The organism is Arhodomonas sp. SL1 (assembly GCF_052060015.1).
In the GTDB taxonomy this organism is placed as follows: Bacteria; Pseudomonadota; Gammaproteobacteria; order Nitrococcales; family Nitrococcaceae; genus Arhodomonas.
This window is the reverse complement of the sequence record NZ_JBPODZ010000005.1, coordinates 224,942-250,545: the sequence shown is the minus strand read 5'-3', so window position 1 is coordinate 250,545 and position 25,604 is coordinate 224,942. Positions and strand designations below refer to the sequence as shown.

27 protein-coding genes are annotated in these 25,604 nt (G+C 68.9%); 19 read left to right on the top strand and 8 right to left on the bottom strand.

All coding sequences use genetic code 11. The features are described 5' to 3' along the window. The 3 genes from ACQ754_RS09650 to ACQ754_RS09640 all read right to left on the bottom strand — a co-directional run bounded on the left by ACQ754_RS09650 (position 1) and on the right by ACQ754_RS09640 (position 3,345). Complete coding sequence (locus ACQ754_RS09650; protein WP_440996810.1) at positions 1-909, bottom strand: branched-chain amino acid ABC transporter permease; 909 nt, start codon at positions 907-909, stop codon at positions 1-3. Between the two features lie 71 nt (positions 910-980). Next, positions 981-2,294, bottom strand: a complete 1,314-nt coding sequence (locus ACQ754_RS09645; protein WP_440996809.1) for an ABC transporter substrate-binding protein — start codon at positions 2,292-2,294, stop codon at positions 981-983. 73 nt (positions 2,295-2,367) lie between these two features. Continuing rightward, the gene (locus ACQ754_RS09640; RefSeq protein WP_440996808.1) at positions 2,368-3,345 is read right to left on the bottom strand and encodes a LysR substrate-binding domain-containing protein; all 978 of its coding nucleotides are present in this window, start codon (positions 3,343-3,345) and stop codon (positions 2,368-2,370) included. Positions 3,346-3,499: 154 nt separating this feature from the next. Here ACQ754_RS09640 and ACQ754_RS09635 point away from each other — a divergent pair, with 154 nt between their 5' ends. The 4 genes from ACQ754_RS09635 (at position 3,500) to ACQ754_RS09620 (ending at position 6,092) form a co-directional block, all read left to right on the top strand. Further along, on the top strand, positions 3,500-4,543 hold the full coding sequence (locus ACQ754_RS09635) for a cyclase family protein (RefSeq protein WP_440996807.1): 1,044 nt from the start codon (positions 3,500-3,502) through the stop codon (positions 4,541-4,543). Positions 4,544-4,674: 131 nt separating this feature from the next. After that, positions 4,675-5,112 carry a nucleoside deaminase gene (locus ACQ754_RS09630; protein WP_440996806.1) on the top strand — a complete coding sequence of 146 codons (438 nt, stop codon included), beginning with the start codon at positions 4,675-4,677 and terminating at the stop codon, positions 5,110-5,112. Positions 5,113-5,175: 63 nt separating this feature from the next. After that, the gene (locus ACQ754_RS09625) at positions 5,176-5,613 is read left to right on the top strand and encodes an antitoxin Xre/MbcA/ParS toxin-binding domain-containing protein (protein ID WP_440996805.1); all 438 of its coding nucleotides are present in this window, start codon (positions 5,176-5,178) and stop codon (positions 5,611-5,613) included. After that, positions 5,610-6,092: an RES family NAD+ phosphorylase gene (locus ACQ754_RS09620; protein WP_440996804.1), complete on the top strand. Its 483-nt coding sequence runs from the start codon at positions 5,610-5,612 to the stop codon at positions 6,090-6,092. The genes ACQ754_RS09625 and ACQ754_RS09620 overlap by 4 nt, the downstream gene beginning before the upstream one ends. A gap of 14 nt (positions 6,093-6,106) precedes the next feature. Here ACQ754_RS09620 and ACQ754_RS09615 read toward each other — a convergent pair whose 3' ends face one another. Next, positions 6,107-8,050, bottom strand: a complete 1,944-nt coding sequence (locus tag ACQ754_RS09615) for an MBL fold metallo-hydrolase (protein WP_440996803.1) — start codon at positions 8,048-8,050, stop codon at positions 6,107-6,109. A 54-nt stretch (positions 8,051-8,104) separates the two neighbouring features. Here ACQ754_RS09615 and ACQ754_RS09610 point away from each other — a divergent pair, with 54 nt between their 5' ends. From ACQ754_RS09610 to ACQ754_RS09600, 3 genes are all read left to right on the top strand, one after another. Continuing rightward, positions 8,105-8,488, top strand: coding sequence for a diacylglycerol kinase (locus ACQ754_RS09610; RefSeq protein ID WP_440996802.1), 384 nt, complete (start codon positions 8,105-8,107; stop codon positions 8,486-8,488). A 13-nt stretch (positions 8,489-8,501) separates the two neighbouring features. Continuing rightward, positions 8,502-9,011: a cupin domain-containing protein gene (locus tag ACQ754_RS09605; protein ID WP_440996801.1), complete on the top strand. Its 510-nt coding sequence runs from the start codon at positions 8,502-8,504 to the stop codon at positions 9,009-9,011. A gap of 226 nt (positions 9,012-9,237) precedes the next feature. Next, positions 9,238-9,735 (top strand): alpha/beta fold hydrolase, encoded by a 498-nt coding sequence (locus ACQ754_RS09600; RefSeq protein WP_440996800.1) that lies wholly within the window; start codon positions 9,238-9,240, stop codon positions 9,733-9,735. On the opposite strand, the gene ACQ754_RS09595 is transcribed toward ACQ754_RS09600, so the two are convergent. Together ACQ754_RS09595 and ACQ754_RS09590 are read right to left on the bottom strand one after the other, a co-directional pair. Next, on the bottom strand, positions 9,722-11,041 hold the full coding sequence (locus ACQ754_RS09595) for a peptidoglycan -binding protein (protein WP_440996799.1): 1,320 nt from the start codon (positions 11,039-11,041) through the stop codon (positions 9,722-9,724). The genes ACQ754_RS09600 and ACQ754_RS09595 overlap by 14 nt on opposite strands. Before the next feature lie 2 nt (positions 11,042-11,043). After that, positions 11,044-12,189, bottom strand: a complete 1,146-nt coding sequence (locus ACQ754_RS09590; RefSeq protein WP_440996798.1) for a flagellar motor protein MotA — start codon at positions 12,187-12,189, stop codon at positions 11,044-11,046. Between the two features lie 177 nt (positions 12,190-12,366). On the opposite strand from ACQ754_RS09590, the gene ACQ754_RS09585 reads away from it, so the two are divergent. The 5 genes from ACQ754_RS09585 (at position 12,367) to ACQ754_RS09565 (ending at position 17,846) form a co-directional block, all read left to right on the top strand. Continuing rightward, positions 12,367-13,470, top strand: coding sequence for an AI-2E family transporter (locus ACQ754_RS09585; protein ID WP_440996797.1), 1,104 nt, complete (start codon positions 12,367-12,369; stop codon positions 13,468-13,470). 5 nt (positions 13,471-13,475) lie between these two features. Next, the gene (locus ACQ754_RS09580) at positions 13,476-15,812 is read left to right on the top strand and encodes a Tex family protein (protein WP_440996796.1); all 2,337 of its coding nucleotides are present in this window, start codon (positions 13,476-13,478) and stop codon (positions 15,810-15,812) included. Between the two features lie 13 nt (positions 15,813-15,825). Continuing rightward, a complete protein-coding gene (locus tag ACQ754_RS09575; protein WP_440996795.1) occupies positions 15,826-16,023 on the top strand; it encodes an oxidoreductase-like domain-containing protein in 198 nt (65 codons plus the stop codon). Continuing rightward, positions 16,017-16,541 carry a hypothetical protein gene (locus tag ACQ754_RS09570; protein ID WP_440996794.1) on the top strand — a complete coding sequence of 175 codons (525 nt, stop codon included), beginning with the start codon at positions 16,017-16,019 and terminating at the stop codon, positions 16,539-16,541. Before ACQ754_RS09575 ends, ACQ754_RS09570 begins: the two co-directional genes overlap by 7 nt. A gap of 63 nt (positions 16,542-16,604) precedes the next feature. Beyond that, positions 16,605-17,846, top strand: coding sequence for an AAA family ATPase (locus tag ACQ754_RS09565; RefSeq protein WP_440996793.1), 1,242 nt, complete (start codon positions 16,605-16,607; stop codon positions 17,844-17,846). A 4-nt stretch (positions 17,847-17,850) separates the two neighbouring features. Here the strand turns inward: ACQ754_RS09565 and ACQ754_RS09560 are convergent, their stop codons facing one another. Beyond that, positions 17,851-18,330: a YbhB/YbcL family Raf kinase inhibitor-like protein gene (locus ACQ754_RS09560; protein WP_440996792.1), complete on the bottom strand. Its 480-nt coding sequence runs from the start codon at positions 18,328-18,330 to the stop codon at positions 17,851-17,853. 126 nt (positions 18,331-18,456) lie between these two features. Between ACQ754_RS09560 and ACQ754_RS09555 the strand changes: the two genes are divergently transcribed. The 3 genes from ACQ754_RS09555 to ACQ754_RS09545 are packed head-to-tail and all read left to right on the top strand — an operon-like array spanning position 18,457 to position 20,865. Beyond that, positions 18,457-18,807 carry a CidA/LrgA family protein gene (locus tag ACQ754_RS09555; RefSeq protein ID WP_440996791.1) on the top strand — a complete coding sequence of 117 codons (351 nt, stop codon included), beginning with the start codon at positions 18,457-18,459 and terminating at the stop codon, positions 18,805-18,807. A 2-nt stretch (positions 18,808-18,809) separates the two neighbouring features. After that, positions 18,810-19,532 (top strand): LrgB family protein, encoded by a 723-nt coding sequence (locus tag ACQ754_RS09550; RefSeq protein WP_440996790.1) that lies wholly within the window; start codon positions 18,810-18,812, stop codon positions 19,530-19,532. A 28-nt stretch (positions 19,533-19,560) separates the two neighbouring features. After that, on the top strand, positions 19,561-20,865 hold the full coding sequence (locus ACQ754_RS09545) for a DUF4139 domain-containing protein (RefSeq protein ID WP_440996789.1): 1,305 nt from the start codon (positions 19,561-19,563) through the stop codon (positions 20,863-20,865). 9 nt (positions 20,866-20,874) lie between these two features. Here ACQ754_RS09545 and djlA read toward each other — a convergent pair whose 3' ends face one another. Beyond that, complete coding sequence (gene djlA / locus ACQ754_RS09540; RefSeq protein ID WP_440996788.1) at positions 20,875-21,651, bottom strand: co-chaperone DjlA; 777 nt, start codon at positions 21,649-21,651, stop codon at positions 20,875-20,877. A gap of 331 nt (positions 21,652-21,982) precedes the next feature. Between djlA and ACQ754_RS09535 the strand changes: the two genes are divergently transcribed. From ACQ754_RS09535 to ACQ754_RS09520, 4 genes are read left to right on the top strand one after another with little or no spacing between them, the layout of a single operon-like run. After that, entirely contained in the window at positions 21,983-22,993 is a 1,011-nt protein-coding gene (locus ACQ754_RS09535) for a TRAP transporter substrate-binding protein (protein ID WP_440996787.1), read from the top strand. Next, positions 22,990-23,508, top strand: a complete 519-nt coding sequence (locus ACQ754_RS09530) for a TRAP transporter small permease (protein WP_440996786.1) — start codon at positions 22,990-22,992, stop codon at positions 23,506-23,508. The genes ACQ754_RS09535 and ACQ754_RS09530 overlap by 4 nt, the downstream gene beginning before the upstream one ends. After that, on the top strand, positions 23,505-24,788 hold the full coding sequence (locus ACQ754_RS09525) for a TRAP transporter large permease (RefSeq protein ID WP_440996785.1): 1,284 nt from the start codon (positions 23,505-23,507) through the stop codon (positions 24,786-24,788). Before ACQ754_RS09530 ends, ACQ754_RS09525 begins: the two co-directional genes overlap by 4 nt. Before the next feature lie 4 nt (positions 24,789-24,792). Continuing rightward, positions 24,793-25,560, top strand: coding sequence for a M15 family metallopeptidase (locus ACQ754_RS09520; protein ID WP_440996784.1), 768 nt, complete (start codon positions 24,793-24,795; stop codon positions 25,558-25,560). Positions 25,561-25,604: the final 44 nt, after the last annotated feature.

The following is a 25,604-nucleotide window of genomic DNA, read 5'->3' as shown; positions in this document are numbered from 1 at the left end:
TCAGATCTTCCTCGTCTCGACGGTGCCGAACAGCCCGTAGGGTCGGATGAGCAGCACCAGCATCATGATGAAGTAGGGCATGAGCACATCGAGCTCCGGCATCAGGTAAATGGCGAAGGAACGCCCCAGGCCAATGAGCACCGCGGTGATCGCGGCGCCGCCAATCTTGCCCAGGCCGGCGGTGACCACCACGGCGAAGGAGAGCACGATCATGTCCGCGCCCATGCCGAGCTGCACCGCGGTAGTGGGCGCGGCCAGCGCCCCGCCGAGAGAGGCCAGTACCGTGCCGATGGCGAAGGTCAGCAGGAACACCCGGTTGGCGTTGACGCCCATCGCGGTGGCCGCCTCGCGGTCCTCGGCGGTGGCGGTGATCAGGTGCCCGAGCAGTGTCCGCCGCAGGAAGAATCGCAGCCCGATGAGCACGGCGATGGCGACGCCCGGCAGCAGCAGGATCTGATAGGTGTTGTAGGGGATGCCCATCACGTCGATGGTGCCCATGGCCTGAACCAGGCTGCTGGAGGCATAGGGCTGCACCCCGAAGACCAGGCGCTGGACGTCCTCGAGCATCATGAAAATGGCGAAGGTGACCAGCAGCTGCAGCACCTCCTCCTTGACGTAGATATAGCGCAGCACCCAGCGCTCGATGACCAGGCCAAGGATGCCGCCGGAGACCACGGCGCCCAGGATCAGCGCCGGGAAATGCAGCCACGGGCTGAGGCCCGCGCCGGCGATGGCGAGCCCGATGGCCGCCGAGAGATAGGCGCCGATGGCGTAGAAGCCCCCGTGGGCGATGTTGAGGATGCGCATCACGCCGAAGATCAGCGTCATGCCCACCGCCACCATGAATACCTGCGAGGCATAGGCCAGACCGTCGAGCACGGCCAGCGTGACGATCATCAAATCCATCATCCCCTCCCCCGGGATTCGTCGCCGGGGCGCCGCGCGGCGCCCCGGCGCTTCATGCGGTCAGCGGCGCAGGCTCACTGCTCGCCCGGGTAGGTGGTGACCTCCATCTCCAGGAAATCGGTGGACAGGGTCTGTAGCCACTCCCCGGAGATCTGGCCGGCGGGGGTGGTGATCACCTCGCCAGGGAAGACCATGATGTTCTCCAGCTCGGCGATGGACTGCCCCTCCACGCGGGCGGTGGTCCCGAGCATCTGGTCCTCGAGGCCCTGGTGGTCCTCGGCACGGATGGTGACCTCGCTGGTCAGGCCCCGGAAGGAGAGCCCTTCGAAGGCGCCAGCGAGCTCGTCCGTGGAAGGCCACTCCCCATCATTGGCCTCGATGGCCCGGTTATACGCGCCTTGCAGCGCCGCGAACGCCTGCACCATATGGAACGCGGAATAGATCGGCACGTTGCCCGTTTCCGCCCGGAAGGTCTCCACGAAGCTATCGAACTCCGCATCGCCGACGTAGCCCGGGTGCTTGTAGTAGTGGTCACCCCGGGCGCCCACGATCACGCCGGCGGGCATGTCCTCGCCGAGGCGCTCCAGGGAGCTCTCCGCCAACGGCAACACCAGGAGGCTGCGCTCATGGAGGCCGCGCTGCTCCGCCTGGCGGACGAAATTATCCAGGTCACCGCCCCACGAGGTAGAGAGGATCACGTCCGGGCGCATCGCCAGCAAACGGGTGATCTCGGTGGAGAAATCCGCAGTGCCGAACTTGGGGAAGAACTCGGCGGTCACCTCGACCCCGGGCTTGAGGGTGTCCAGGGCGGTGCGGAAGATGTCCCAGGAGTCCCGGCCCCAGGCATAGTCCTGGTTGACCACGGCGATGGAGTCGAAATCGGGGTTGGTGCGCAGCAGATAGAGCACCGAGGCGAGCATCTCCGGGGTGGCGTTGGCCTGGGTACGGAAGACGTAATTGTAGTCGCCCTCCTCGAACACCCGCTGGGTGCCGCAGTCCCACATGAGGTTGATCACCTCGAGGTCCTCGGCCAGTGGCGCGATCTTCAGGCAATTGCCGCTGGAGATCGCCGAGAACATGATGTCGTAGTTCTCGCTCTGCACCAGCCGCCGATACTCGGATAGCAGGTGCTCGCCGCCGGCGCCTTCGTCGATAAAGCTCAGGTTCACCGGCACCCCGTGGATACCGCCGTCGGCGTTGATCTGTCCGGCCACGATCTCGGCGGCGGCGCGGGCGGGCTCACCGAACACCGAGGCGGGTCCGGACAGGAAGGCGGTGATGCCGATATCGATCTGATCGGGCTTTTCGGCAGCAGCAGCGCTGCCCAGGCCCAGGGCGCAGGCGCCCGCGATGACTGCCCTGGCGACAGGGCGCATTGACTTATACATAAGCCGTTCTCCTCCTCACGGGTTGTCGTTGTGCGTCTCCCCACAAGGATGGCCGAACGGGGGGATCATTCAATTATATATTTTTGATCTCGCCTATCGGTTGATCCGATACCCCCTCGCTGCCGAACACGGCCCGCCAGCGGCCATCGGCCACCAGCGACGCTGCACAGCGACTGAGCAGCTCCGCCGTGGCGCGGGTGGCGTGGGAAACCGGGCGGTCCGAGGGCTCGGCGAGATAGACGGTGCGCTCCACCGCCGGGTCGACGATACGTCGCGCCTCCAGCTCGCCGCGCTGGAGCTCCTCGTAGACCGCCGAGTGCGACAGCACGGCCTGCCCCAGCCCGCGGCGGACCAAGGCCTTGATCTGGGTCAGCGCGTCGATCTCGGTGCGGATCCACAGGCGCACCCCGTTCTCCCGGGCCACCTTCTCCACCAGCTCCCGCAGGCCGTGGGGCCGCGCGGGCAGGATGAGCTCGAAACGCTCGAGTTCCTCCATGGCCACGGTGGCCTCGCCGGGCCCGGCCCGGCCGGTGCCGCCGGGCAGGCTCACCAGGTACAGCCCCTCGGTGAGCAGCTGCCGCGCAGTGACGCCCGGCGAGCGCTGCACCCCGTAGAGCATGGCGAGATCCAGCTGGCCGGCACGGAGCCAGTCCATGATGTAACCGCTCATGCTCTCGACGATGCGCAGCGAGACGTTGGGCAGCTCGTGATGGGCCGCCTCCACCAGCGGGACGCCGAGCACCAGGCTCACCGAATTGGGCAGGCCCAGGCGCACGCTGCCATGGGGATCCAGGCTGCCGGCGCGCAGCGCCTCCCGGGCCTGCTCCAGCTGGGAGAGGATGCTGCGGGCGTAGCCGAGCAACTCCAGGCCCGCCTCGGTGGGGGACACCCCCTTGGCGGAACGGGTAAGCAGGCCCACGCCCAGATCCTCCTCCAGGTTCCGTACGTGTTGGCTCAGCGAGGGCTGCGCCACATACAGCGACTGCGCCGCCCGCTTGATGGAGCCGTGCTCCACGATGGCGACGAAATACCGCAACTGCCGGACATCCAAACCGTTTCCCCTCCCGAGGGCCTGTCTCCTGCAACCCGGGCATCAGGCCAATGATATCCCCATTATAGGAATTTCATATCAATACCGGCCGACGCAATCGAGAATCTGAATTATGCTCCATGGGCGAGAACACAAAACACCCAGGAGGAGCAAAATGACGGCAACGCAATATCCCCGTACCGGACTTGCCCTAGCCGCTACCGTGGCCCTGTCCCTGATGGCCGCCCCGGCGGCACTGGCGGAGACGCCCATCGAGCGGCTGCAAGCGAATGCCCCTAACGCATGGGGGCAGTGGGGCGAGGGCGACCAGGTCGGCGCCCTCAACTACCTCGGGACCGACCAGGTGAAGGCGGCCGCGGCCACGGTCAGCGGCGGTGAGGTCTTCTCCCTGCAGATCCCCATGAGCCACAACTTCGGGCCCGTCTTCCCGGGGCGCATCCCCATGATGCACTACATGGCCCAGGACGAGGCGACCTTCACCTCCGGCAAGCAGGATCCCCTCCCGGGCGGGGTGAAATTCTCCGACGACGTGGCCTTTACCTACCTGCAGGGCACCACCCACGTCGACGCGCTGGGCCACGCCTGGTACGGCGACCAGGTCTACGGCGGTGTCTCGGCGCAGACCACGGTGGACGGCCACAGCCACGCGGACGTGGCCGCCATCGGCAAGCGCGGTATCGTCGGCCGGGCCGTGCTGCTGGATGTGGGCCGCCACAAGGGCGGCGAGGACGGGCGTCTCGAGCCCAATGAGTGCATCTCCCTGGAAGACCTGCAGGCCACCGCCGAGGCCCAGGGCACCCGAATCGAGAACCACGACATCGTCGTGATCCGCACCGGCTCCATGGAGCGCTATTTCGACGAGGAGACCAACAGCGAGTGGGAGGCCACCAAGGAGCCGGGGCTGTGTCACAGCGACGCGCTGGTGCAGTGGTTCGTGGACCACGAGACCCCGATGGTGGCCGCGGACAACCTGGGCGTGGAGAAGGTGGTCCAGGAGATCGACGGCGAGACCATCCTGATCCCGCTGCACGGTGCGCTGATCCGGGACCTCGGCATCGTGATGTCGGAGATCTACTGGCTCCATGAGCTCGCCGCGGACAGCGCCGAGGACGGCCAGTATGGGTTCATGCTGGTCGCCGCACCGTTGCAGGTGGAGGGCGGCACCGGCGCCCCGGTGAACCCCATCGCCATCAAGTGAGCGAGTGCCGGCGGCGGCTTTCTGCCGCCGCGGACGGCTACTATGAGGCCATCGGTTTGCACCGTAAACCCGCGCTGCAGGGTCCTGGACCCGGGCCGGCGCATCCTGGAGTGAGCGTCGAGGAGGAGGCGATGGACGAATACCTGCAGGCGGCCCTCGAGGAGGCACGGGAGGGGCAGGCCGAGGGCGGAGTCCCCATCGGCTCGGTGCTGGTCCACGGCGGTCGCATCCTCGGCCGCGGCCACAACCGCCGCGTCCAGGACGGCAGTGTCATTCGCCACGCGGAGATGGACGCCCTGGAGAACGCCGGCCGCCAGCCGGCGTCCGTATACCGGGAGTGCATCCTCTACACCACCCTCTCCCCCTGCCCCATGTGCAGCGGCGCCATCCTCCTCTACGGCATCCCGCGGGTGGTGATCGGCGAGAACCATACCTTCCAGGGGGACGAGGCGCTCCTTCGCTCCCGGGGCGTCGCCGTGGAGGTGGTACAGGATCCCGACTGCATCGCCCTGATGTCCGCCTTCATCCGCGATCACCCGGACCTATGGCACGAGGATATCGGAGTCTAGGATAGGGATTGGCGCCCGATCCAAATGGGCCTACAGTACGGTCCAAATGAACGGAGGCGCAACATGCCCGCGCACAGTGAGATCCAAGAGCTCGGCGAGCTGCTCGGCCTGCCCGACGCGGCGGCCCTCTCCTACCTGAGCCTGTCGGAGGAGCTGGTCCAGGGGCTTTCGGTTGCCTCGCTGGACCGCATAGCCCGGCAGGTGGCGCCTGACGACCGCTCCTTCCCCGAAATGATCGTCCCCCGCGGTACGCTCAAGCGGCGGCGGCGGGAAAACCGCCCCCTCAGCGCCTACGAGAGCGAGAAGCTCGCCCGTACCGCCCGAATCTGGCGCATGGCGCTGGAGGTCTACAAGGACGAGGGGCAGGCACGGCGCTTCCTCCACCAGCCCCACCCGCTGCTCGAGGGCCGGACACCGCTGGAGCTGACGGTGGAGAGCGGGATCGGCGCGGACGCCGTGGAGCACATCCTCGGGCGGCTGAAGTACGGCTCCGCAGCGTGAGCGTCCAGCGCCTGGACCGGACGCTGAGCGCCTACCGAATCGGTGACCCGGACGGCGACTATCCCATCTTCGATGCCACCGGCTCGCAACTGTACCCGGGCCGCTGGAACACCGCCAGCGCGCCGGTGATCTATGCCAGCGAGTGCTACTCGACGGCCATGCTCGAGAAGCTCGTCCACGCCGGGGGGCTGATGCCACCGGACCAGCATTTCGTCGAGATCACCCTGCCCCACGGGCTGAGCTACGAGATGGTCACCAAGGACACGCTCCCCGGCTGGGACACCCCCGAGCCCACGGTCTCAGCGGCCCATGGCGAGCTTTGGGCGCTGCAGCGGCGCTCGGCCATCCTGCTGGTCCCCTCCTTCGTCGCCCGCGTGGAACGCAATGTGGTGATCAATCCCGCCCACGAGGAATTCCCGCACATCGACCATGGCCTGCCCACACCGGTATGGTGGGACCATCGGCTGTTCACGGACTGAGCCCCTTACGAACCTCAGTTCGGCGCGATCCCCGGAAGTACCGCCACCGAGGGGCAGGCAGAGGCGATGGCCCGGTAGACCCGGGCCGGGTCGTCCCGGTAGCGCGCGGAAAAGTGGAAGGGGATCAGGCGCCGCACACCGGCCGCCGCCGCGATGGCACCGCAGGCACCGGCGGTGAGGTGGCCGGTGCGACGGGCCTGATCCGCGTCCTCGTCGAGAAAGGCGGCCTCGCAGATGAGGGCGTCGGCGCCCTCGGAGAGCGCGGTCAGGCGCGCGCGGTTCTCGGCGGTATCCGCTAAGTCCGTGGCGTAAGCCAACCGCCGCCCTTGGGCCAGCAGCAACAGCTCATCGGCGAGCTGCAGGACCGAGCGACGACCGCCGTCGGGGAGGGCGATGGTACCCCCGGTATCACCGGCGCGTACGCGTCGCTTGAGCTCAGTGAGCCAGGGCCCGGGCTCATAACCCAGCGCGTGTAACCGCTCCTTGCGCACATTGACCTGACGGCAGGGCTCGAAGGCGAAGGCGAGCACCGACGTGCCGGCATGATCGAGCACACTGCTGCGCACCCGAAAGCCCGCCTCCTCCCGCAACAGCCCGTCAGGGGCCGGGAGTTCCGGCTCCGAAAGCGGCGTGCGCCGCCCGGCCACCACGGTGAACCGACGCAGGACCGCGTCGTGGCACTCGTGGACGAGGAACTCGGGGGCCCGGTCACCGACGCGATCCCACAGCAAGCCGTTGACCATGCCCTGGACGTGGCCGGCGAGCCCCGGCGGACCATACAGCCGGCAAGGGGCGGTCTGCCCGATGCGCGCACGCAGCAGGCCCATGAAACCACCGATGTGGTCGGCGTGGGCATGGCTGATGAACACATCCGTGACCTGATGCAGCACCCGGGTGGAGAGCCGACTGACATCGCCCAGGTCGAAGAGCAGGCTGCGTGCCTGATGCCGCAACCGCAGGTGCAGCATCGCGTCGCCGAAGACGCCGTTGACCAGCACCGCCCGCACCGCCTCGCCGTCCACGACCAGGGGCGGCCCGCCGTCGCCACCACCGGCGACGGGGGCAACATCCCCGGGCGCGTTCCGTGCCGCCCCGCCCCCTCTGGCCTCGGCGGTACCCATGCTGCCGTCCGCTCCGCGGCGGGCATCCCGTACCAGCAGGGTATCCACACCATCCTCAAGCACCGGCGTACGCACGCGCAGGGATCCGCCCTCCAGGGCCTCCACCTCCCCCATTCCGTACCAGCGCTCGGCGCTGCCCAGGGCCACCTGCCGGCCCCGCCAAGCCTCCACCGCGGCGGTCGGGGGCGGCGTACCCAGCAGTTTGAGCTGCCGGAGGGGGAGCTCGCGGCGGGGGGCGCCGCCGAGATAGGCATCCCAGGCGCGGGTTCGCTCCTGGTCCCGGGTCCGCCGGGGTGGGCGGCGGGCATCCGGGTGCGGGGTGATCCGCCATACCGGCACCCCCAGGACCGCCAGCTCGGTGGCCAGGGCGGGTTCCGGCCCGCCGGCCAACACCGCGACGCCATCCACCGCCGCCGCCTGCGCCAGCGCGGGCAACAACTCGGCCCCCGCGACACCCCGGGTCACCCCCGGGGCGTCCACCAGCAGCCGGGCCGGCGGCGCGCGACCCAATAATCGGTCCACGGCCATTACCAACGGCAGGCGGAAACGACCCGCATCGAGGGTGCACAGCGGCTCCCGATCGATGATCCGCCAGCCGGCCTCCCAGCGCGCCAGGGCGAGCGCCCCCGGCGGGCCAAAGGCTGGCCGGCCCGGGTCGGCGCCCAGGCAGAGCAGCGCCCCTGAGCGGGCAAGCGCCGGGGCCAGGGCCGCCGCCAGGCTGGATTTGCCGGAACCGGCGGCCCCGTGGAGAAGCAGCCGCCAAGGCGCCGAGGCCGCGAGGAGTGTCACGGCCTCTGCCGGGCCGTCGAGATGCTGCAGCGGCAATGACTCACCCATCGGACGAACGTATCACGCCCGCAGTCCCGTCGCCGGATGATAACCTTTGGCGCCATGGCAACAAGCAATAAGCCCGGGCATCGCGGCATCGCCCATGTGTTCCACGCATGCCGGTATTCCCTCAAGGGCCTGTGGGCGGCATACCTCCACGAGGAGGCGTTCCGGCTCGAGCTGCTGGCTATGGTGGTCATGATACCGCTTGGGCTGTGGCTCGGCGGCAACGGCGCCGAGCGGGCACTGCTGGTGGGCAGCCTGTTCCTGGTGCCCCTCGCGGAGCTCGTCAACTCGGCGGTAGAGGCGGTGGTGGACCGCTTCGGCGAGACGCCCCACCCCCTGTCCGGCCGCGCCAAGGACCTGGGCTCGGCGGCGGTCTTCGTCACCCTGATCATCGTGGCCGTGGTATGGGTGCTCGTCCTGTGGCCACGGCTGCTCGGCTGAGCGGAGAAGTCCCATGAGCACGGATCAGCCCGGCGCGGAAGAGCTCGCCCGCCTCCTACACCTCGAGCCCCACGTGGAAGGGGGTTACTTCCGGCGCACCTACCAGGCGGAGGGGCAACCGCGGGTGCCCATGGCCACGGGCCGTCGTTACCTGATGACCAGCATCCACTACCTGCTCACCGCGGATGCCCCGGTGGGCCATTTCCACCGCAACCGTTCGGATATTATCCACTTCTTCCACCTCGGGGACCCGATACGCTATTACCTGCTCGACGAGGACGGCCGTATGGAGACCGTGGACCTGGGCCCGGACCTGGCCGCGGGGCAGTGCCTGCAACTCGCCGTCCCCGGCGGCGTGTGGAAGGCCTCGGAGCTCCTGGCGGGACCCGCTGGCCATGGCCTGATCAGCGAGGCGGTGGCGCCGGGCTTCGAGTACGAGGACATGACCCTGGCGCGCCGTGACGAGCTGGCGAGGCGGTTCCCGGCGCACGCGGACACCATCGCTCGGCTGACGCGCCCCTGAAGGGGCACAAAAAAAAACGCGGCCCGGGCGGGCCGGGCCGAGCAAGGGTAATCGGCATACAGCCGACATACAGGAGGGGAAAGGTTACCAATTGACTCGGACGGCTCATCCTTGGCCGGCCCGAGCTGCACGTCGCGGCGCGATCGCGCGCATCTCATCTCCAGCAGTTCTATCCTTGTGACAGCGTCCGCCCGCGGAGGTTCCCGCAACCGGGGAAAAATCGCCGATGGAGATCTGGTTCAGTCACGGCAAGGAAAGCGGCCCCTGGGGCCGCAAGATCACCCACCTGGCCGCGGTCGCCCGGGAGCTCGGGCACACCGTGGTCAGCGTGGATTACCGCCACACCGAGGACCCCGACGAGCGGGTCCGCCACCTCATCGCCCAGTCACCGCCCCGGGGCGACTCCCTGGTACTGGTGGGCTCGAGCATGGGCGGCTACGTTGCGGCGGCCGCGAGCGCTGCCCTGCGCCCCGCCGGGCTGTTCCTGATGGCGCCGGCACTGTATCTGCCGGGCTACGAGGGGGACGTCACCCCCCACGCCCGGGCGGTGGCGGTGATCCACGGCTGGGGCGACGAGCTGATTCCCCCGGCCCATAGCATGCACTACGCGGAGGCGTACCGGGCGGCGCTGCACGTCCTCGACAGCGACCACGGCCTCGCCGACGCCGTAGACGACATCGCCGCGCTGTTCGAGCGATTCGTCATCCGCCTCAGCGCCGGGTGAGCTTGAGCTCGATGCGCCGGTTCCGCGCCATGGCCTCCTCGCTGTCGCCCTCGGAGAGGGGCTGGTACTCGCCATAGCCGGCCGCGGAGAGCCGCTCCGGCGGGATGCCCTGGTCGACGAGGTAGTGGACGATATTGGTCGCCCGGGCCGTGGAGAGCTCCCAGTTGGAGGGGAAGCGCTGGGTACGGATGGGCCGGCGGTCGGTGTGGCCCTCCACCTGGAGCACCCAGGGGATGTCGTCGGGGATGCGCTCGGCGACCTGCTGCAACACCCCGGCGAGCTGGGAGAGCTTCTCCCGGCCCTCGGGGCCGATCTCCGCCTCGCCGCTGGCGAAGAACAGCTCGGACTGGAACATGAAGCGGTCGCCGACGATGCGGATCTCATCGATGTCGCCGATCACCTCGCGCAGCCGACCGAAGAACTCGGAACGGTAACGGGAGAGCTCCTCGACGCGCTCGGCGAGTGCCAGGTTCAACCGCTCGCCCAGGTCCTCGATGCGGGTACGCTGCTCAGCGACGGTCTCCTCGGAGAGCGACAGGGCCGTGGCCACCTGCTGGATCTGGTCCCGTAGCGCCCGCATCTGGCGACGCAGGCGCTCGATCCGCGCCTCGGCATCGGCGGTGAGCTGCTGCTCCTCGGCCAACGCCTCGTCACGTTCCTCGATCTCCGCGACCAGATCCTGGATCCGCATCTCGCGCTCCTCGACGGCCTGCTGGGCGAGGAAGGTCCGCTCCTCGGCGTCGGCGAGCTCATTGGTGAGGGCGCGGGTCCGATCCCGGGCCTGGGCCAGCGCCTGCTCGGACTGTCCCAGCCGGCCGGCAAGCTCACCGACCTGCTCCTCAAGGCGCGCGCGCACCTCGCGGAGGGTGGCGATATCCGCCTGCAGCGAAGCGAGCTCCGTGAGTCGGGCCTTGATCCGCTCCCGGCTGACCTCGAGCTCCTCATCGGTCTCGGTGAGCTCACTCTGCAGCCGCGCCACCTCCCCCTGGGACTCCTGCAGCGAATTCGCCAGGGCGTCCCGCTCGGACAGGGTGGCGTGGAGCTCCGAGTAGAGATCGGACATGCGCTCCTGGAGGCGTTCGCGCTCGTCACGCTCCAGGGAGAGCTCCTCGGCGAGCTCGGCGATGTTCTGCTGCAGCCGCTCCAGGGCCCGGTTCTTCCCCCAGAGCGCGTCGCTCAAGTAGAACTGGGCCACCACGAAGAGCATGAGCAGGAATACGAAGGCGAGCAGGATCGTGGCCAGGGCATCGACGAAGCCCGGCCAGATGTTGACCGCGTTGCGCCCGCGTCGGCTGCCCCCGAACATGGTCAGCCCTGACGGCTATCGCGGAAGCGGGCCAGGGTCCGGGTAAGCAGCCGCAGCTCCTCGCGGAGCTCGTTGACCATGTGCTCGCGGTCCCCGGCCATCCCCTCGCGCAGCTGATCGACACTGCCCGCGATGTGGCGCAGATTATCGCGGACCTCGCGATCATGCTCCTGGTTACCACCGGTGACCTCGGCGAGCTGCTGGAGCACCCCCTGGAGCTCGGACTGCACCCGGGTGAGGTTCATCAGTCCGCGCTGCTCGGTACGGGACTGCTCGGCGAGGTTGGCGATCTCCTCGGTGAGCTCGGTGAGCCGGTGCTCGGCGCTGCGCCGCTCTTCCTCGCCACGGGCGATGACCCGCTGGAGCTTGTCCAGGCTGTCGGCGGTCTGCTCCAGCAGCGCCTGGATATAGGCGGGGACATTGCCCTCGCCCTCGCCGGCGAACGCCCCGCTGCCGAACTTGGTCTGCGACGACAGCCATTCCTCCAGGTCGTTGTAGAATCGGTTCTGGGCATAGCCGGCCTGCAGGTCGATGAAGCCGAGCACCAGGGCACCGGCCAGGCCGAACAGCGACGAGCTGAACGCCGTGCCCATGCCGGTGAGTGGCTCCTGCAGCCCGGCCTTGAGCTCGGCGAACATCGCGGCGGTGTCGCCGCCCTCGATGGACAACGACGACAGCACCCCACCCACCGAGCGGAGCGTCTCCAGCAGGCCCCAGAAGGTACCGAGCAGGCCGAGGAAGACCAACAGCCCGATCATGTAGCGGGAGAGATCGCGCTGTTCGTCGAGCCGGGAGCGGATGGCGTCGAGCAGCGTGCGCAACGACATGGTGGACAAGCTGAAGCGATCCCCCTGACGGCCGGTGAGCATCCGCGCCAGCGAGCCCATGAGCCCGGAGCGCGGCGGCTCCGGGGGGTGCTCGGAGTCCGCGCGGCGGAAGGCCTCGATCCACGAGACCTCGGGGCCGAGGATGAGCACCTGGCGGAAGTTGATCAGGATGCCGATGGCGAGCACTGCGAGGATCAGGCCGTTGAACACGGAATTGGCCATGAACGCGCTGCGCAGCGGTTCGGCGAGCAGCGCGCATGCGCCGGCCACGCCGAGCAGGAACAGGCTCATCCAGATCAGCACGCGATTGGGATTTCGCACCGCGGTCTCCCTCGAGGCGTTGGCGATAAACGCGTACTTTAGCGCGAAATGCACCCGATTGTGATCCGTTGGGCCCATTAACGCCACCGATGCCCGGCGGGTTAGACTCCCCGCCATCACACGCAACGGCACGAACACCGGCATGGGCACCAACGTGGCCACACCACGGGACACACGATGCTGAGCAGCGGGCTGCGGGACCGGCAGGCCTGGCCGCTGATCGCCGCGGTGGTTCTCGGCGCGGCCCTGGTCTACCTGCTGAGCCCCATACTCACGCCCTTCCTGGCCGGGGCGGTGCTCGCCTACATCGGCGATCCACTCGCCGACCGCCTGGAGGCACGGGGCGTCTCCCGGACCCTGGCAACGGTGGCGGTATTCGCGGCGCTGCTGGCCGTCATCGTCGCCGCGGTGGTGATCATCACCCCGTTGCTTGCCCATCAGGTGGACTACCTGGTGCGCCGGTTGCCCGAGATCGTGGACTGGTTCCAGCGCACCGCCGTGCCGTGGATCGAGGGCCACCTCGGTATCTCCGCCTCCCGCCTGGACGTGGCCGCGTTGCGGGAGGCCATCGCCGAGCACTGGCAGTCCACCGGCAGCCTGGCGGCCACCCTCATCGCCCGCGCCACCCGTTCCGGGCTGGCCCTAATGGGGTTGCTGGCCAATCTCGCGCTCATCCCGGTGGTGGGCTTCTACCTGCTGCGCGACTGGGACCGGCTCATGGCGCGGATCCGCGAGCTGCTGCCCCGGCGGGTGGAGGCGACGGTGAGTGCACTGGCCGCCGAGTGCAACGAGGTGGTGGCGGCCTTCCTGCGCGGGCAGTTCCTGGTGATGCTGGCCCTGGGGGTGATCTACGCCACCGGCTTGTACCTGGTGGGCCTGGAGCTGGCCGTGCTCATCGGTCTGCTCTCCGGGCTCGCCAACATCGTGCCCTACCTGGGCTTCATCGTCGGCATCACCGCGGCCAGCGTCGCGGCGATGTTTCAGTTCAGCGACTTCCTGATACCGCTGCTGCTGGTCTGGGGGGTTTACCTCCTCGGCCAGACCCTGGAGGGCACAGTGCTCACGCCGGTGCTGGTGGGTGATCGCATCGGGCTGCACCCGGTGGCGGTGATCTTCGCGGTGCTCGCCGGCGGCCAGCTCTTCGGCTTCACCGGGGTGCTACTGGCCCTGCCCGTGGCGGCGGTGGTGGTGGTACTGCTCCGCCACGCCCACGACCACTACCTCCAGAGCGCGCTCTACCGCAGCGGTGACAACGACGAACCGCAACAGAGGGATCCCTGACGCCCATGACGCAATCCATCCCCGAGCGCATCGCCGGCGAGCTCGGCGTCGCCACGCGCCAGGTCGATGCCACCCTGCGCCTGCTCGACGACGGCGCCACCGTCCCCTTCATCGCCCGCTACCGCAAGGAGGCCACCGGCGGCCTCGACGACACGCAGCTCCGCGAGCTCGAACGCCGCCTCGCCTACCTCCGCGAGCTCGAAGAGCGCCGCGCCACCGTCCTCGCCGCGATCAAGGAACAGGGCAAGCTCACCGCGGAGCTGCACTCCTCCATCGAGGCCGCCGAGACCAAGCAGCGCCTGGAGGACCTCTATTTGCCGTTCAAGAAGAAGCGGCGCACCCGCGGAGAGATCGCCCGGGCGGCGGGGTTGGAGCCGCTCGTCGATGCCCTGCTCGCCGATCCGGCACTGGATCCCGAAGCCACGGCGGCGGGGTACGTGAACGAGGCGTCGGGGGTCACCGATACCGAGGCCGCCCTGGAAGGGGCCCGCTACATCCTGGCCGAGCGTTTCGCCGAGGACCCGGAGCTCATCGCGGGGCTGCGCGAGCACGGCTGGCGGGAAGGGGTCCTGGTCTCCGCAGTGGACGAAAAGCGCCGCGCCGACGGCGTGAAGTTCTCGGATTATTTCGACCACCGCGAGCCCATCCACGGCATCCCCTCCCACCGGGCCTTGGCGCTGTTCCGCGGTCGGCGCGAGGGGGTGCTGCGGCTACGCCTGGCGATGGCCGACGAGCTCGAGGAGGGCCCCCAGGATCCCAGCCGGGGGGAGGGCATGGTCGCCGCGCGCTTCGATATCCGCCACCGCGGGCGGCCGGCCGACAACTGGCTCGCCCAGGTGGTGCGCTTCACCTGGCGGGTGAAGCTCCTCACCCGCCTGGAGACGGACCTGCTCGGCACCCTCCGCGAGAATGCCGAGGCCGAGGCCATCGAGGTCTTCGCCCGCAACCTCCAGGATCTGCTGCTCGCCGCACCCGCCGGCGCGCGGACGGTCATGGGCATCGACCCGGGACTGCGCACCGGCTGCAAGGTCGCGGTGGTCGACCCCACCGGCAAGCTCGTGGACACCGCCACCATCTACCCCCACGCCCCCCAGAAGCGCCATCGCGATGCCCTCGCCACCCTGGGCGGACTGGTGGAGCGGCACGGCGTGGAGCTCCTCGCCATCGGCAACGGCACCGCCTCCCGGGAGACCGAACGCCTGGCCGCCGACCTCCGCCGCGAGCACGACGCCAGCGCCGGGACCACCGCGGTGCTGGTCTCCGAGTCGGGGGCCTCGGTGTACTCCGCCTCCGAGACCGCGGCACGGGAGTTCCCGGACCTCGACGTGTCCCTGCGCGGTGCCGTCTCCATCGCCCGGCGCCTGCAGGACCCACTCGCGGAGTTGGTCAAGATCGAGCCCAAGTCCATCGGGGTCGGCCAGTATCAGCATGACGTAAGCCAGGTGGCCCTGGCCCGCAAGTTGGAGGCGGTGGTGGAGGACTGCGTCAATGCCGTGGGTGTGGACCTCAACACCGCCTCCGCGGAGCTGCTGGCCCGGGTCTCAGGACTCAGCCGAACCCTCGCCGACCGCGTGGTGGCCCACCGCCACGACCACGGTCCCTTCCGCAACCGGCGTGCCTTGCTGGAGGTCCCGCGCTTCGGCGCGAAGACCTTCGAACAGGCGGCGGGCTTCCTCCGAATCCGCGGCGGCGATCAGCCCCTGGACGCCTCCGCCGTCCACCCGGAGGCCTACCCCGTGGTGGAGCGCATCCTCGCCCACACGGGCAAAACCATCGACACGCTCATCGGCGACCGCGACGCCCTCGCCGCCCTGGACCCCAAGGCCTTCACAGACGACCGCTTCGGGCTACCGACGGTCACCGATATCCTCCGCGAGTTGGAGAAGCCCGGCCGGGACCCGCGCCCGGAGTTCCGCACCGCCACCTTCCGCGAGGGGGTGGAACGGCCCGAGGACCTGGAGCCGGGGATGATCCTGGAGGGGACGGTGACCAATGTGACCAACTTCGGGGCCTTCGTCGATATCGGTGTCCACCAGGATGGGCTGGTACACATCTCGGCGATGGCCGAACGCTTCGTGCGCGACCCCCGGGAGGTCTGCCGCTCCGGCGACGTGGTTCGGGTCAAGGTCCTGGAGGTGGACTTGGAGCGGCGGCGCATCGGGCTCAGCATGCGCCTGGACGACGAGGCCGGGGAGAAGCGCAAACGCGGCGGCGACAGCAAAAAGGGCCGGGGCGAGCGCCGCGGCAACAACCGCTCCGGCAAGGCAGCGGAACGCCCCGAGACGGCCATGGGCGCCGCCTTCGCCGCCCTGCGAGGGGACAACGGTGGCGCCAGCGACTGATATCATTGGGCGGATGAGTGAGGACGCCGCAAGCAAGCCACCGCGCATGCCGCCTCCGCCCCGGGAGCCGGAGCTGGACGAGTGCTGCGGCACCGGCTGCGATCCTTGCGTGTTCGACGTCTATGACCGGCGCCTGGAGCGCTGGCGGGCACGCTGCGCGGCCATCCGCGAGGCCCACGGCCTGCCGCCGGAGGAGGGGCCAACGTGCTGATCCAGCTGCTGTTGGTGGCGGCGGTCGCGACCGGGGCGGTGCTCTGGGTCTCGCCGGCGGCGCGGGCGACCCTGCGCGAGCGCCTGCCGCGGATCCTGGTGATCGGCGCGGTAATCGTCGCGGTGGCGCTGGTGGTCACCGGCCGGGCGCACTGGATCACCGCCGCGGTGGCGGGGCTGGTGGCGCTGGCCCAGCGTCTCGCCCCCCTGCTGCTGAACGCGGGCTGGGTAGCGCGGCTGCTACGCCAGTGGCGCGGCGGCAATACGGCGGGGGCTGGCGCCGATGCGGGCGCGGGACCCACGGGCACGAGCACGGGCGAGACCCCGCCGGAAGGTCCCATGACCCGGGCACGCGCCCTGGAGATCCTGGGGCTCAGTGGCGAGCCGGAGCGCGCCGACATCCTCGCCGCCCACCGCCGGCTGATGCAGCGCTGCCATCCGGACCGGGGCGGCTCAAGCTACCTCGCCGCCCGGCTGAACGAGGCCCGGGATTGCCTGCTCGGTGAGCGCCGGGCGTAGTATCCGTCGCGGGGGTGCTAGACTGGCGACTTTGTCCGGCGTCCACACTAAGGTCCCGAGGTGATGTACCACCGCTTCTTCGGCCTCGAGCATGATCCGTTCCGGCTTACCCCCAGCGCGGAGGTCGTCTTCCGGCATCCGAGCTTCGAGCGGGCCCGTGCCTACCTGGAATACGGCCTCATGGGCGGCGAGGGGTTCGTGGTGGTCACCGGACCGCCGGGTTGCGGCAAGACCACCCTGATCGCGCAGCTCTGCGCGAACCTCCCCGCCGGCACCGATGTCGCCCAGATCGTCACCTCCCGCCTCGGCGCCGAGGATCTGCTACGGCTCACCGCCTCGGTGTTCGGGATCGAGCCGGGCCGCCGGGACAAGGCGGCCCTGCTTACCGCCCTGCAGCGCGATCTCGAGCAACGCTCGGAACGCGGCCGTCGGGCCCTGCTGGTGGTGGACGAGGCCCAGGATCTGGAGCCGGATGCCCTTGAGGAGCTGCGCCTGCTCACCAATCTCACCCGTCAGGGCCAACCATTATTGCAGATCGTGCTCCTCGGCCAGCCACCGCTGCGGGAGCTGCTCAAGCGCCCGGAGATGGAGCAGTTCCGCCAGCGGCTTATCGCCAGCTGCCAACTGGAGCCGCTGACCGAGGCCCAGACCCGCAAGTATGTCCACTATCGGCTGGAAGGGGCGGGCTGGGACGGGGACCCGGCCATCTCCGAGGCGGTATTCCGGCTACTCCATGTCGCCAGCGGTGGCGTGCCGCGGCGGATCAATCTGCTCGGCGGCCGTCTGCTACTGGACGCCTTTGCGGATTCCCGCCACGAGGTCCACGTCGAGCACCTCCATCGCGTACTTGCCGAGATGGAGGACGAGGCGGCCGACGCCGTAACGGAGCGTGGCGAAACGGGCACTCCCCCGCTGCACGCCCCCCGGGCGGAGCCCGAACCCCCGACAGAGTCAGCCGACGGCCCGGCCCCGCCGTCGGTGGAGCCCGACCCCTTCGCCTCGCCGCGGCCCCGACCGGAGCGGGACAGCGAACCGCCCGGGCCCGGCTACGGCAAGGAACCGGTACTCACGGACGTGGTAACACCCGGCGCCGGCAGCCGCCCCCCGCGCGCCGGGCCCGCCTCACCGCAGCCGACAGCGCAGCCGCCGAAACGCGCCCCGCGGCAACGCCACACCACCGCCATGCTCGCCACCATCCTGGCCATCGTCGCACTGGTCATCGTCATCGCGGCGGCAACACCGGCGTTCGACGGCCTCCACGAATGGGCCATGGCTTGGTACCGGCGTCTCGTGGCCCGGTTGTGAGGGGCTACTCCGGGCGCCGGTAGGTGCCGACGAGCTCGGTCTCGGCGAGCACCAGCCCGGACATGGCCCGCTCCAGCCCGTAGCGGGCATAGGGCGCGTCGGGTACGGGCAGGGGCGCCGCAAGGGCGTAGAGACGGAAGAAATAGCGGTGTCGGTCCACCGCCGGCATCGGCGGGAGATAACCCACGACATGCTCGTCGTTGAGCCCCTCGGCGGTCCCTTCCGGCAGATCGGCGCCGGTGACCCCCTCGGGCAGCCCCCCGTCACCCGGCGGAAGGTTATAGACCAGCCAGTGGGTCACCCGCTCCCGCGGCGCGAGCGGATCCGGGGCATCCGGGTCCTCCATGATCAGCACCAAACCCTGCGCCTCCTCTGGGACGCCGCGCCAGGCGAGCGGCGGGGATACCTCCGCGCCGTCACCGGTGAAGCGTCGCGGGAGCTCGCCGTTGTGATGGAATTCCGGGGACTCCAGTACGAAGGGCATTCGCGCCTCCTCTGCTGTCATAGCGGTTCATTTTCCACTGCCGCGGGGCGGGGCGGTCAACGGGATGACCCCCGAGCCGGCGCCCCCTATCCTTGAAGCGGAGACCACACGGGGAGAAGCGCACCCATGATCGCCGCCCTCTTCGCCCTACTCGCCTTCCAGCTCGCCGGTGAGGTCATCGCCCGGGGCCTGTCGCTGCCACTGCCGGGCCCGGTGCTCGGCATGCTGCTGCTTGCCGGGGCCGTGGCCTTGCGGGGCGCGGTGCCGGCGACACTGGACCGCCTCGCCACCGGCTTGCTGGAGCACCTCGCGCTGCTGTTCATCCCCGCCGGGGTGGGCATTATGGTCCACCTCCACCGGGTCTCCCAGGACTGGTTCGCCCTGGCCGTCACCGTGCTGGCGAGCACCGCGATCACGTTGGTGGTCTCGGCCGGTGCGCTTCGCTGGTTGATGCGGCGTGCGGGGGCGGAGGAGTAGCCATGGAGGAGGCCCTCACCCGCATCTGGGTCTATCTCGCCGAACAGCCGCTGCTGTGGCTGACGGTGACCGTCGGTATCTACGCCGCGGCGCAGTGGTTGTTCCGCAGCACACGGGAGATGCCCCTGGCCAACCCGGTGCTGATCAGCGTCACCGCGCTGGTGCTGTTGCTACTCGCCACTGGAACGGACTACGCAACCTATTTCGACGGCGCGCAGTTCGTCCACTTTCTCCTCGGCCCGGCGACGGTGGCTCTGGCCATCCCCCTGTATCGCCAGGCGGACCGGTTGCGCCGGCTGTGGCTGCCCATCGGCATCGCCCTGCTGATCGGCTCGGTCACCGCCATCGCCTCCACCCTGGCCATAGGTTGGGCCGTGGGCCTGGATGCCGAAACCCTGCGCTCGCTGGCGCCGAAGTCGGTGACCACCCCCATCGCCATGGGCATCGCCGAACAGATCGGTGGCCTGCCCTCGCTCACCGCGGTCCTGGTCATCCTCACCGGTATCACCGGTGCCGTGCTCGGCATCCCCATGCTGCGCCTGCTGGGCTTCCGGGACCCGGTAGCCAAGGGCTTCGCCGTCGGCGTCGCCGCCCATGGCATCGGTACCGCCCGGGCCTTCGCCCACAGCGAGGCAGCGGGGGCCTTCTCGGGCCTGGCCATGGGTCTCAACGGCGCGCTTACCGCCGTGCTGGTGCCGGTGATACTGTGGCTCACCGGCGGCTAGCCCGAACCCATCGAAGCGGAGGAACACCATGCGCCGGAGCATTGCCGTCACCATCGCCCTGAGCGCCCTCCCGGCGGCTGCCGCCGGGGCCATGGAGGTGGATACCGAGGCCCTGGTGCTGCAGCAGGAGGGCGCGGCGCTCGTGGCTGCCACCGCAACGGTACCGGCAGGGCAGGGCGAGGCGTCCTTGGAAGGGCTCCCCGAGGGGCTGCGGTTCCCGACCCTGTCGGTCTCCGACGACACCGGCCGCGCCTACCCGCTGCGCCGCACCGGCGGGAAGGGCCTGCTCGCCGATTGGATCGGCCGGGAGGTGCTGCTCATCGACGACGACGGTAACCGGCGGGAGGGTCGGTTACTCGGCCTCGAGGGCGGCACCCCGGTGGTGCACGTCGACGACCACATGGAGCTGATCGACGAGGGCTCGCCCTGGCGTATCGCACTCCCCGGCGACGGCCTCCCGGTGCGGGACGCCATCCGGGTGATCGCCGCGGCCGGCCGCAACCTGCGCCTGGACTACCTGACCGACGGCCTCGACTGGCAGGCGGACTACACGCTGCACCTCCACCCCAACGGCAACCGCCTCTCCGGCCACGCCACCCTGCGCAACACCAGCGGCGCTACCTACCGCGACGCCGCCATCACGCTGGTGGCCGGCGATATCCGCGACGATGCCGGCGGCGGCCCGCGCCCCACGGAACTAATGGCCCGAACGGCGGATGCCGCGACGATGCCGGAGGCCGAGCAGGCCGGGGACTGGTACCGCTACGCCCTGCCCGGCCGCCATCTCCTGGACGACGGCGCGCAGCTCAGACTGCCGCTACTCGCCGCCGCACCGGTGGACACCACCCGTCACTACGAGGTCCGGGGCGACGGCACGGGCCGCGGCGGTAACGAGCCCCCGGTGCGGATCCGCCTGGGTGTGGAGCCCACCGGCGAGCATCTCAGGCCGCTGCCCGCGGGCAGCGTGCGGGTCATCGACCGTGGCAAGGGCGGCCCCATGCTCCAGGGCGTCGCCCCGGTGGGCCATATACCGCCGGGAGAGGGCTTCTCCCTCGCCCTCGGCAGCGCCTTCGACCTGCGGGCGGAACGCGAGCAGACCGAATGGCAGCGCCTCGGCGGAAACGCCTTCGAGGCCGGCTGGCGGATCACCGTGCAAAACGCCGGCGAGGAGGCGCGGACGGTAACCCTCACCGAGCGGATGCACGGCGACTGGGAGCTCTTGGAGCACTCCGCAGCACCGGTGTCCCGCCGGGCCGATGCGGCGGTTTGGGAGCTCTCGGTCCCGGCTGGCGACGAGGCAGTGTTGGACTACCGGCTACGCGTCCGCCAGTAATCGGACCACTCACTTCATGCCGCGGGCGCGGCGGATGGTCTCGTAGGCGGCCTGGATCTCCTGGGTGCGCTCCTTGGCCACCTCCATCATCTCCTCGGGCAGGCCCTTGGCCACCAGCTTGTCCGGATGATGCTCGCTCATGAGCTTGCGGTAGGCGTTCTTTATCTCGGCGTCGCTGGCGTCCTCGCTGACCCCCAGCTCCTTGTAGGCCTCCGGCAACGGGTCCCGCCCGGTCTCGGTGGCGTGGCTGCGCTGGTAGCCACTCGCAAGGAAGGCCACCAGGCGCTCGAAGTCCGCCTCGGAGATGCCGAAATGCGAGGCGATGCGCTTGAGCACCTGCTGCTCCGCATCACCGAGGGCGCCGTCGGCCATAGCGGCCTGGATCTGGATCTCGAGGAAGATACGCACCAGGTTGACCCGGCCCCGGCAGGAACGGCGGAAGGCGGCGAGGGCCGCGTCGAGGTCGAAGTCCTCGGACTTGCCCTCGTTGAAATACTCGATGGCCTTGCGGCGCTGCGCCTGGCTGAGCCGCATACGGGTCATCACCTGCTCGGCGGCGGCGATCTCGGCCTGGGAGACCCGGCCGTCCGCCTTGCAGATATGACCCATCACCTGAAAGGTGGTGCGAAAGAACACCGCCCTGGGGTCACCGCCGCCGGCGGCCATGCGCGCCCGCGCAAGCCCGCGGTCGAACCAGTGCCCCAGAGCGAGCCCCACCAGGGCACCCAGGGGCCCGCCGGCCATGTAGCCGAGCACGACCCCGATGACCTTGCCAATCCACTTCATGCCGACGCCGTCAGTAACACGCGAAAGGGCAAAAGATGAGCGGCGGAGTTCGGGCCGTCAACCCGGCAACCGTGATTCGCCCGGGGACCACGTCCACGCTGCCGAGCCTGGCTGGTGCATCACAATCGAGCGAAGGCCGTTCATGACGGCCGAATGACCGTGCGTATCGATGGGGAGAAGGCCCCTTCCGGGCGAACCACGGCCTGGCCCACTTGGCCGCTCATTTGCTAGGTTCCAGGGGTTGAGCGCGTGTCACACGCGCCGAACAAGAACCGTACAGGGGAGGCAAATCATGACATCCATCCGTCGCTTCATCCGCATGGCCGGACTGATGGCCGCCACCACGCTTGCGACCGCGCTTACCGTAAACGTCGCCGCGGCCGAGTCCACGACCATCAATATGTCCTACAACGGCCCGCCGGAGGTCGAGAAGAACGCCGTTCATCGCTTCGCGTCGAACTTCAAGAAGCTGGTGGAGCTGCGTACCACCGGCGCCATCGAGATCAAGCTCTATCCGAACAGCGAGCTCGGCAAGGAATCCGATCGGATGGAGCAGGTCATGACCGGCCCGATGATCAACGTCGCTTCGCTTGCCGGCATGCAGTCGGTGTTCCCGGAGATCTTCGCCGGGAATGCGCCGTTCATGTTCGAGGACTTCAAATCGGCGCACTGGTTCTACGAGGACAGCGAATACTGGCAGGAGGCGACCGACGCATTCCATGAGCGTACCGGCGCCTATCTCCTGGAGGCCGTCGAGGAGGGCGGATTCCTGGCGTTCACGAACTCGGAGCGGCCGATCCGTTCCCCGGAAGACTTTGAAGGCCTCAAGTTCCGCGCGATGGACGAAAGCCAGGTCGCGCTGTATGAGGCGTTCGGTGCCAGTGGTACGCCGGTGCCGTGGACCGAGGTCTATACCGCGCTCAAGACCGGCGTCGCCGATGGTCAGATGAATCCGCCCATGTACATCCTGATCGGCAGCCTGCAGGAGGTGCAGGATTACATGACCATGGCCAACATCCAGTACTCCATGCAGTTCCTCGTGATCAATGGCGCCTGGATGGATGGCCTGGCCGAGGCGCATCAGGACGCGATCCGCCAGGCGGCGCACGATGCCAATGTCATCAACCGCATCTGGGTCGAGGCGAAGGTCCAGGAGCGGGTCAACACGATCAAGGACGCGGGTGTCGAGGTCTACTATCCGAATGAGGAGGAAATGGCCGCGTTCCGTGAACACGGCCAGCCCGCGTACATGGAGTGGCTCGCCGGGAAGATCGATCAGAAGTGGATCGACCTCGCGAAGGATAGCGCCAACGAGGCGGCACGGATGGGCGACGGTTCGTGACACTGGGCGCCGTACGTGCCCGGGCGGCCGCCGGGGTGCATGGGATCGAGGTCCTGAGCACCTGGGCGGCCGCTTTGTGCCTTGCCGTCAATATCGGTGTCGTTCTGTTCGGCATCGTGACGCGCTACGGTTTCGCCGCATCGCCCATCTGGGTGGATGAGCTGGCCCGCTATGCCCTGATCTGGGCGGTGATGCTGGCGGGCGCGGCCGCGCTGCGCCGCGGTGAACACATGCAGATCGATATCGTTGTCGACGCCCTGCCGGCGGGGGTTGCCCGCGTCGTCGACCTCGCCCGCCGTATCGTCGTAATCGCGGTGCTCGGTTTCATGACGGTGATGGGCGCGTACTACGCGCAGAAGATCTGGGCCATGAGCACGCTGGCCCTGAATATCCCGCGAACCATCCCGACCGCTTCCATCCCCGTGGGCATGGGGCTGATGCTGATCCAGTATCTCCTGGTACAGATCGCCGGGCCGGCGCTACCGGAGCGGACGAGGGGCAGGGCACCGGTATGACCTGGGCCATGCTGGGCACCTTCGTGCTGCTGATGGTGATCGGCACGCCGCTGTTCATCGCCCTGCTGGCGGCGGCCCTGACGGGCTTTGTCTGGATCGGCGATATGAGCCTGCTGCGTATCGCCATTCAGCAGTTTTTCAGTGGCATCGACGTGTTCACGCTGATGGCGATTCCGTTCTTCATCCTCGCTGGCACGTTAATGAATCACAGCGGTCTTACGGATCGCCTGCTGGTACTCTGCCGTGCCGCTGTCGGTTACCTGCGCGGCGGGCTCGGTTACGTGAACATCGTCGGCAGCGTTGCCTTCGCCGGGGTCAACGGCTCGGCGGTAGCGGATTCGTCGGCACTCGGCTCGATCCTGATCCCGGCGATGGAAAAGGATGGGTTCAGCCGCGCATATGCCGCCGGCCTGACCGCGGGCAGCTCGCTGATCGGTCCCATCGTGCCCCCGTCGATCTTCATGATCCTGTACGGAACCATGACGGGGACCTCGATCGGCGGCCTGTTCGTCGCCGGTATCCTGCCCGGCCTGGTGCTGGCGGCGGCGTTCATGGGCCTGAACTGGCTGCATGCCACCCGCCAGGGCTATGCGCCGGGCGCCCGACCGTCGGCGGGCGAGGTGCTGCATGCCGTGCGGTACTCCGTACCGGCGTTGCTGGCGCCGGTGATCATCCTTGGCGGGATCATCTCCGGCGTGGTCACGCCCACCGAATCCGGTGCGCTCGCCGTCGCCTATGTCGTCCTCGCGGGTCTCGTCATTACCCGCGAGCTCGGCCCGCGGCGTATTGGCGTGGCGATCGCCGATTGCGCGCGCCTGACGAGCGTGATCTTCGTCATCATCGGTGCGGCAGCCGTAATCGGTTGGCTGCTGTCACGCCAGCAGGTGCCCCAGCAGTTCGCCGAGGTCGTGCTCGGTTTCGCGGAGAGCCCGGTCATGGTGCTGCTGGTGCTGAGCGCGATCACCTTCCTGATCGGCATGTTCATGGAGGAGATCGGGGCACTGGTATTGCTCACGCCGGTGTTCGCGCCCATCGCTGCGGTTGCGGGCATCGATCCGTTCCACTTCGGTATCGTGATCACGCTCAATATCACCATCGCCCTGATCACGCCGCCCATGGGGGCCTGCGTCTACGTGGTGTCGGCCGTCGGTGATGTCCCCCTGGTGGATCTGTTCCGCACGATCTGGCCGTTCGTCGTCACGGCACTGATCGCGCTGGTGATCATCATCCTCGTCCCGCCGATCACGACCACCCTGCCGCATGCCTTCGACTTTGGTTGACCCCATGCATCATCAGCATTCCTCCGATTCCATGGCCCTCCCCCCTGTCCCGAGTGCTCCCGACCCGGACTGGGAGGGGCTGGCGAAACGGCCGATCCGGGACAACGGCGAGCAACTGGTCCCGGTGAGCCTCGCTCCGGGATCGATCAAGGTCTATCCCGTATACGCCCGGCTGGGGATCCCGGGGGCCGTGCCGGAGTGCTTCGTCCGCGAGGGGGTCTATCACGCGCTTGTTGCCGCCGCCCGGGCACTGCCCGAGGGCCTCTCGTTGTTGGTGCTCGACGGCTGGCGGCCGTGGCGGGTCCAGCGCCATCTGTTCGATACCCTCTACGAGACGATCCGCCAACAAGACCCGGAACAGACGGAAGAGCAGCTGCACAGCCGCACGCGGGAGTTCGTCGCGCTCCCTAGTACCGACCCGGAGGCCCCGAGCCCCCATCTCACCGGGGGGGCCGTGGACGTCACGGTCTGCGGCGCGGATGGTCTGCCCCTGGATATGGGGACGCTGTTCGACGAGGCACTGCCGGCCTCCCATACCGACTTCCTCGAGCGCCTGACATCACCGACACCGCAACAGCGGCGCGCACGCGACAATCGCCGGCTGCTCCACGACGTCATGCGTTCGCAGGGGTTCACGAACCTACCGAGCGAGTGGTGGCACTTCGATCTCGGCGATCAACTATGGGCGTACTACGGCGAACACGATGCCGCCGTCTACGGTGCCACCGAGCTGGACACCATCGAGCGACGCTGGCGTCGCAATCTGACCTGAGAGGGGCATCCGTTACGACTAGACGGCAGGCGCGCTACAACCTC

Excerpts from the sequence above, each read along its gene's own strand:
- ACQ754_RS09555 (WP_440996791.1), top strand. The coding sequence starts at position 18,457 with ATGATCGCCGCCCTCTTCGCCCTACTCGCCTTCCAGCTCGCCGGTGAG.
- ACQ754_RS09625 (WP_440996805.1), top strand. The coding sequence starts at position 5,176 with ATGCCCGCGCACAGTGAGATCCAAGAGCTCGGCGAGCTGCTCGGCCTG.
- ACQ754_RS09550 (WP_440996790.1), top strand. The coding sequence starts at position 18,810 with ATGGAGGAGGCCCTCACCCGCATCTGGGTCTATCTCGCCGAACAGCCG.
- djlA (WP_440996788.1), bottom strand. The coding sequence starts at position 21,651 with ATGAAGTGGATTGGCAAGGTCATCGGGGTCGTGCTCGGCTACATGGCC.
- ACQ754_RS09605 (WP_440996801.1), top strand. The coding sequence starts at position 8,502 with ATGAGCACGGATCAGCCCGGCGCGGAAGAGCTCGCCCGCCTCCTACAC.
- ACQ754_RS09645 (WP_440996809.1), bottom strand. The coding sequence starts at position 2,294 with ATGTATAAGTCAATGCGCCCTGTCGCCAGGGCAGTCATCGCGGGCGCC.
- ACQ754_RS09565 (WP_440996793.1), top strand. The coding sequence starts at position 16,605 with ATGTACCACCGCTTCTTCGGCCTCGAGCATGATCCGTTCCGGCTTACC.
- ACQ754_RS09560 (WP_440996792.1), bottom strand. The coding sequence starts at position 18,330 with ATGCCCTTCGTACTGGAGTCCCCGGAATTCCATCACAACGGCGAGCTC.
- ACQ754_RS09615 (WP_440996803.1), bottom strand. The coding sequence starts at position 8,050 with ATGGGTGAGTCATTGCCGCTGCAGCATCTCGACGGCCCGGCAGAGGCC.
- ACQ754_RS09535 (WP_440996787.1), top strand. The coding sequence starts at position 21,983 with ATGGCCGCCACCACGCTTGCGACCGCGCTTACCGTAAACGTCGCCGCG.
- ACQ754_RS09635 (WP_440996807.1), top strand. The coding sequence starts at position 3,500 with ATGACGGCAACGCAATATCCCCGTACCGGACTTGCCCTAGCCGCTACC.
- ACQ754_RS09595 (WP_440996799.1), bottom strand. The coding sequence starts at position 11,041 with ATGTTCGGGGGCAGCCGACGCGGGCGCAACGCGGTCAACATCTGGCCG.
- ACQ754_RS09585 (WP_440996797.1), top strand. The coding sequence starts at position 12,367 with ATGCTGAGCAGCGGGCTGCGGGACCGGCAGGCCTGGCCGCTGATCGCC.
- ACQ754_RS09580 (WP_440996796.1), top strand. The coding sequence starts at position 13,476 with ATGACGCAATCCATCCCCGAGCGCATCGCCGGCGAGCTCGGCGTCGCC.
- ACQ754_RS09520 (WP_440996784.1), top strand. The coding sequence starts at position 24,793 with ATGCATCATCAGCATTCCTCCGATTCCATGGCCCTCCCCCCTGTCCCG.
- ACQ754_RS09545 (WP_440996789.1), top strand. The coding sequence starts at position 19,561 with ATGCGCCGGAGCATTGCCGTCACCATCGCCCTGAGCGCCCTCCCGGCG.
- ACQ754_RS09610 (WP_440996802.1), top strand. The coding sequence starts at position 8,105 with ATGGCAACAAGCAATAAGCCCGGGCATCGCGGCATCGCCCATGTGTTC.
- ACQ754_RS09600 (WP_440996800.1), top strand. The coding sequence starts at position 9,238 with ATGGAGATCTGGTTCAGTCACGGCAAGGAAAGCGGCCCCTGGGGCCGC.
- ACQ754_RS09650 (WP_440996810.1), bottom strand. The coding sequence starts at position 909 with ATGATGGATTTGATGATCGTCACGCTGGCCGTGCTCGACGGTCTGGCC.
- ACQ754_RS09575 (WP_440996795.1), top strand. The coding sequence starts at position 15,826 with ATGAGTGAGGACGCCGCAAGCAAGCCACCGCGCATGCCGCCTCCGCCC.
- ACQ754_RS09525 (WP_440996785.1), top strand. The coding sequence starts at position 23,505 with ATGACCTGGGCCATGCTGGGCACCTTCGTGCTGCTGATGGTGATCGGC.
- ACQ754_RS09630 (WP_440996806.1), top strand. The coding sequence starts at position 4,675 with ATGGACGAATACCTGCAGGCGGCCCTCGAGGAGGCACGGGAGGGGCAG.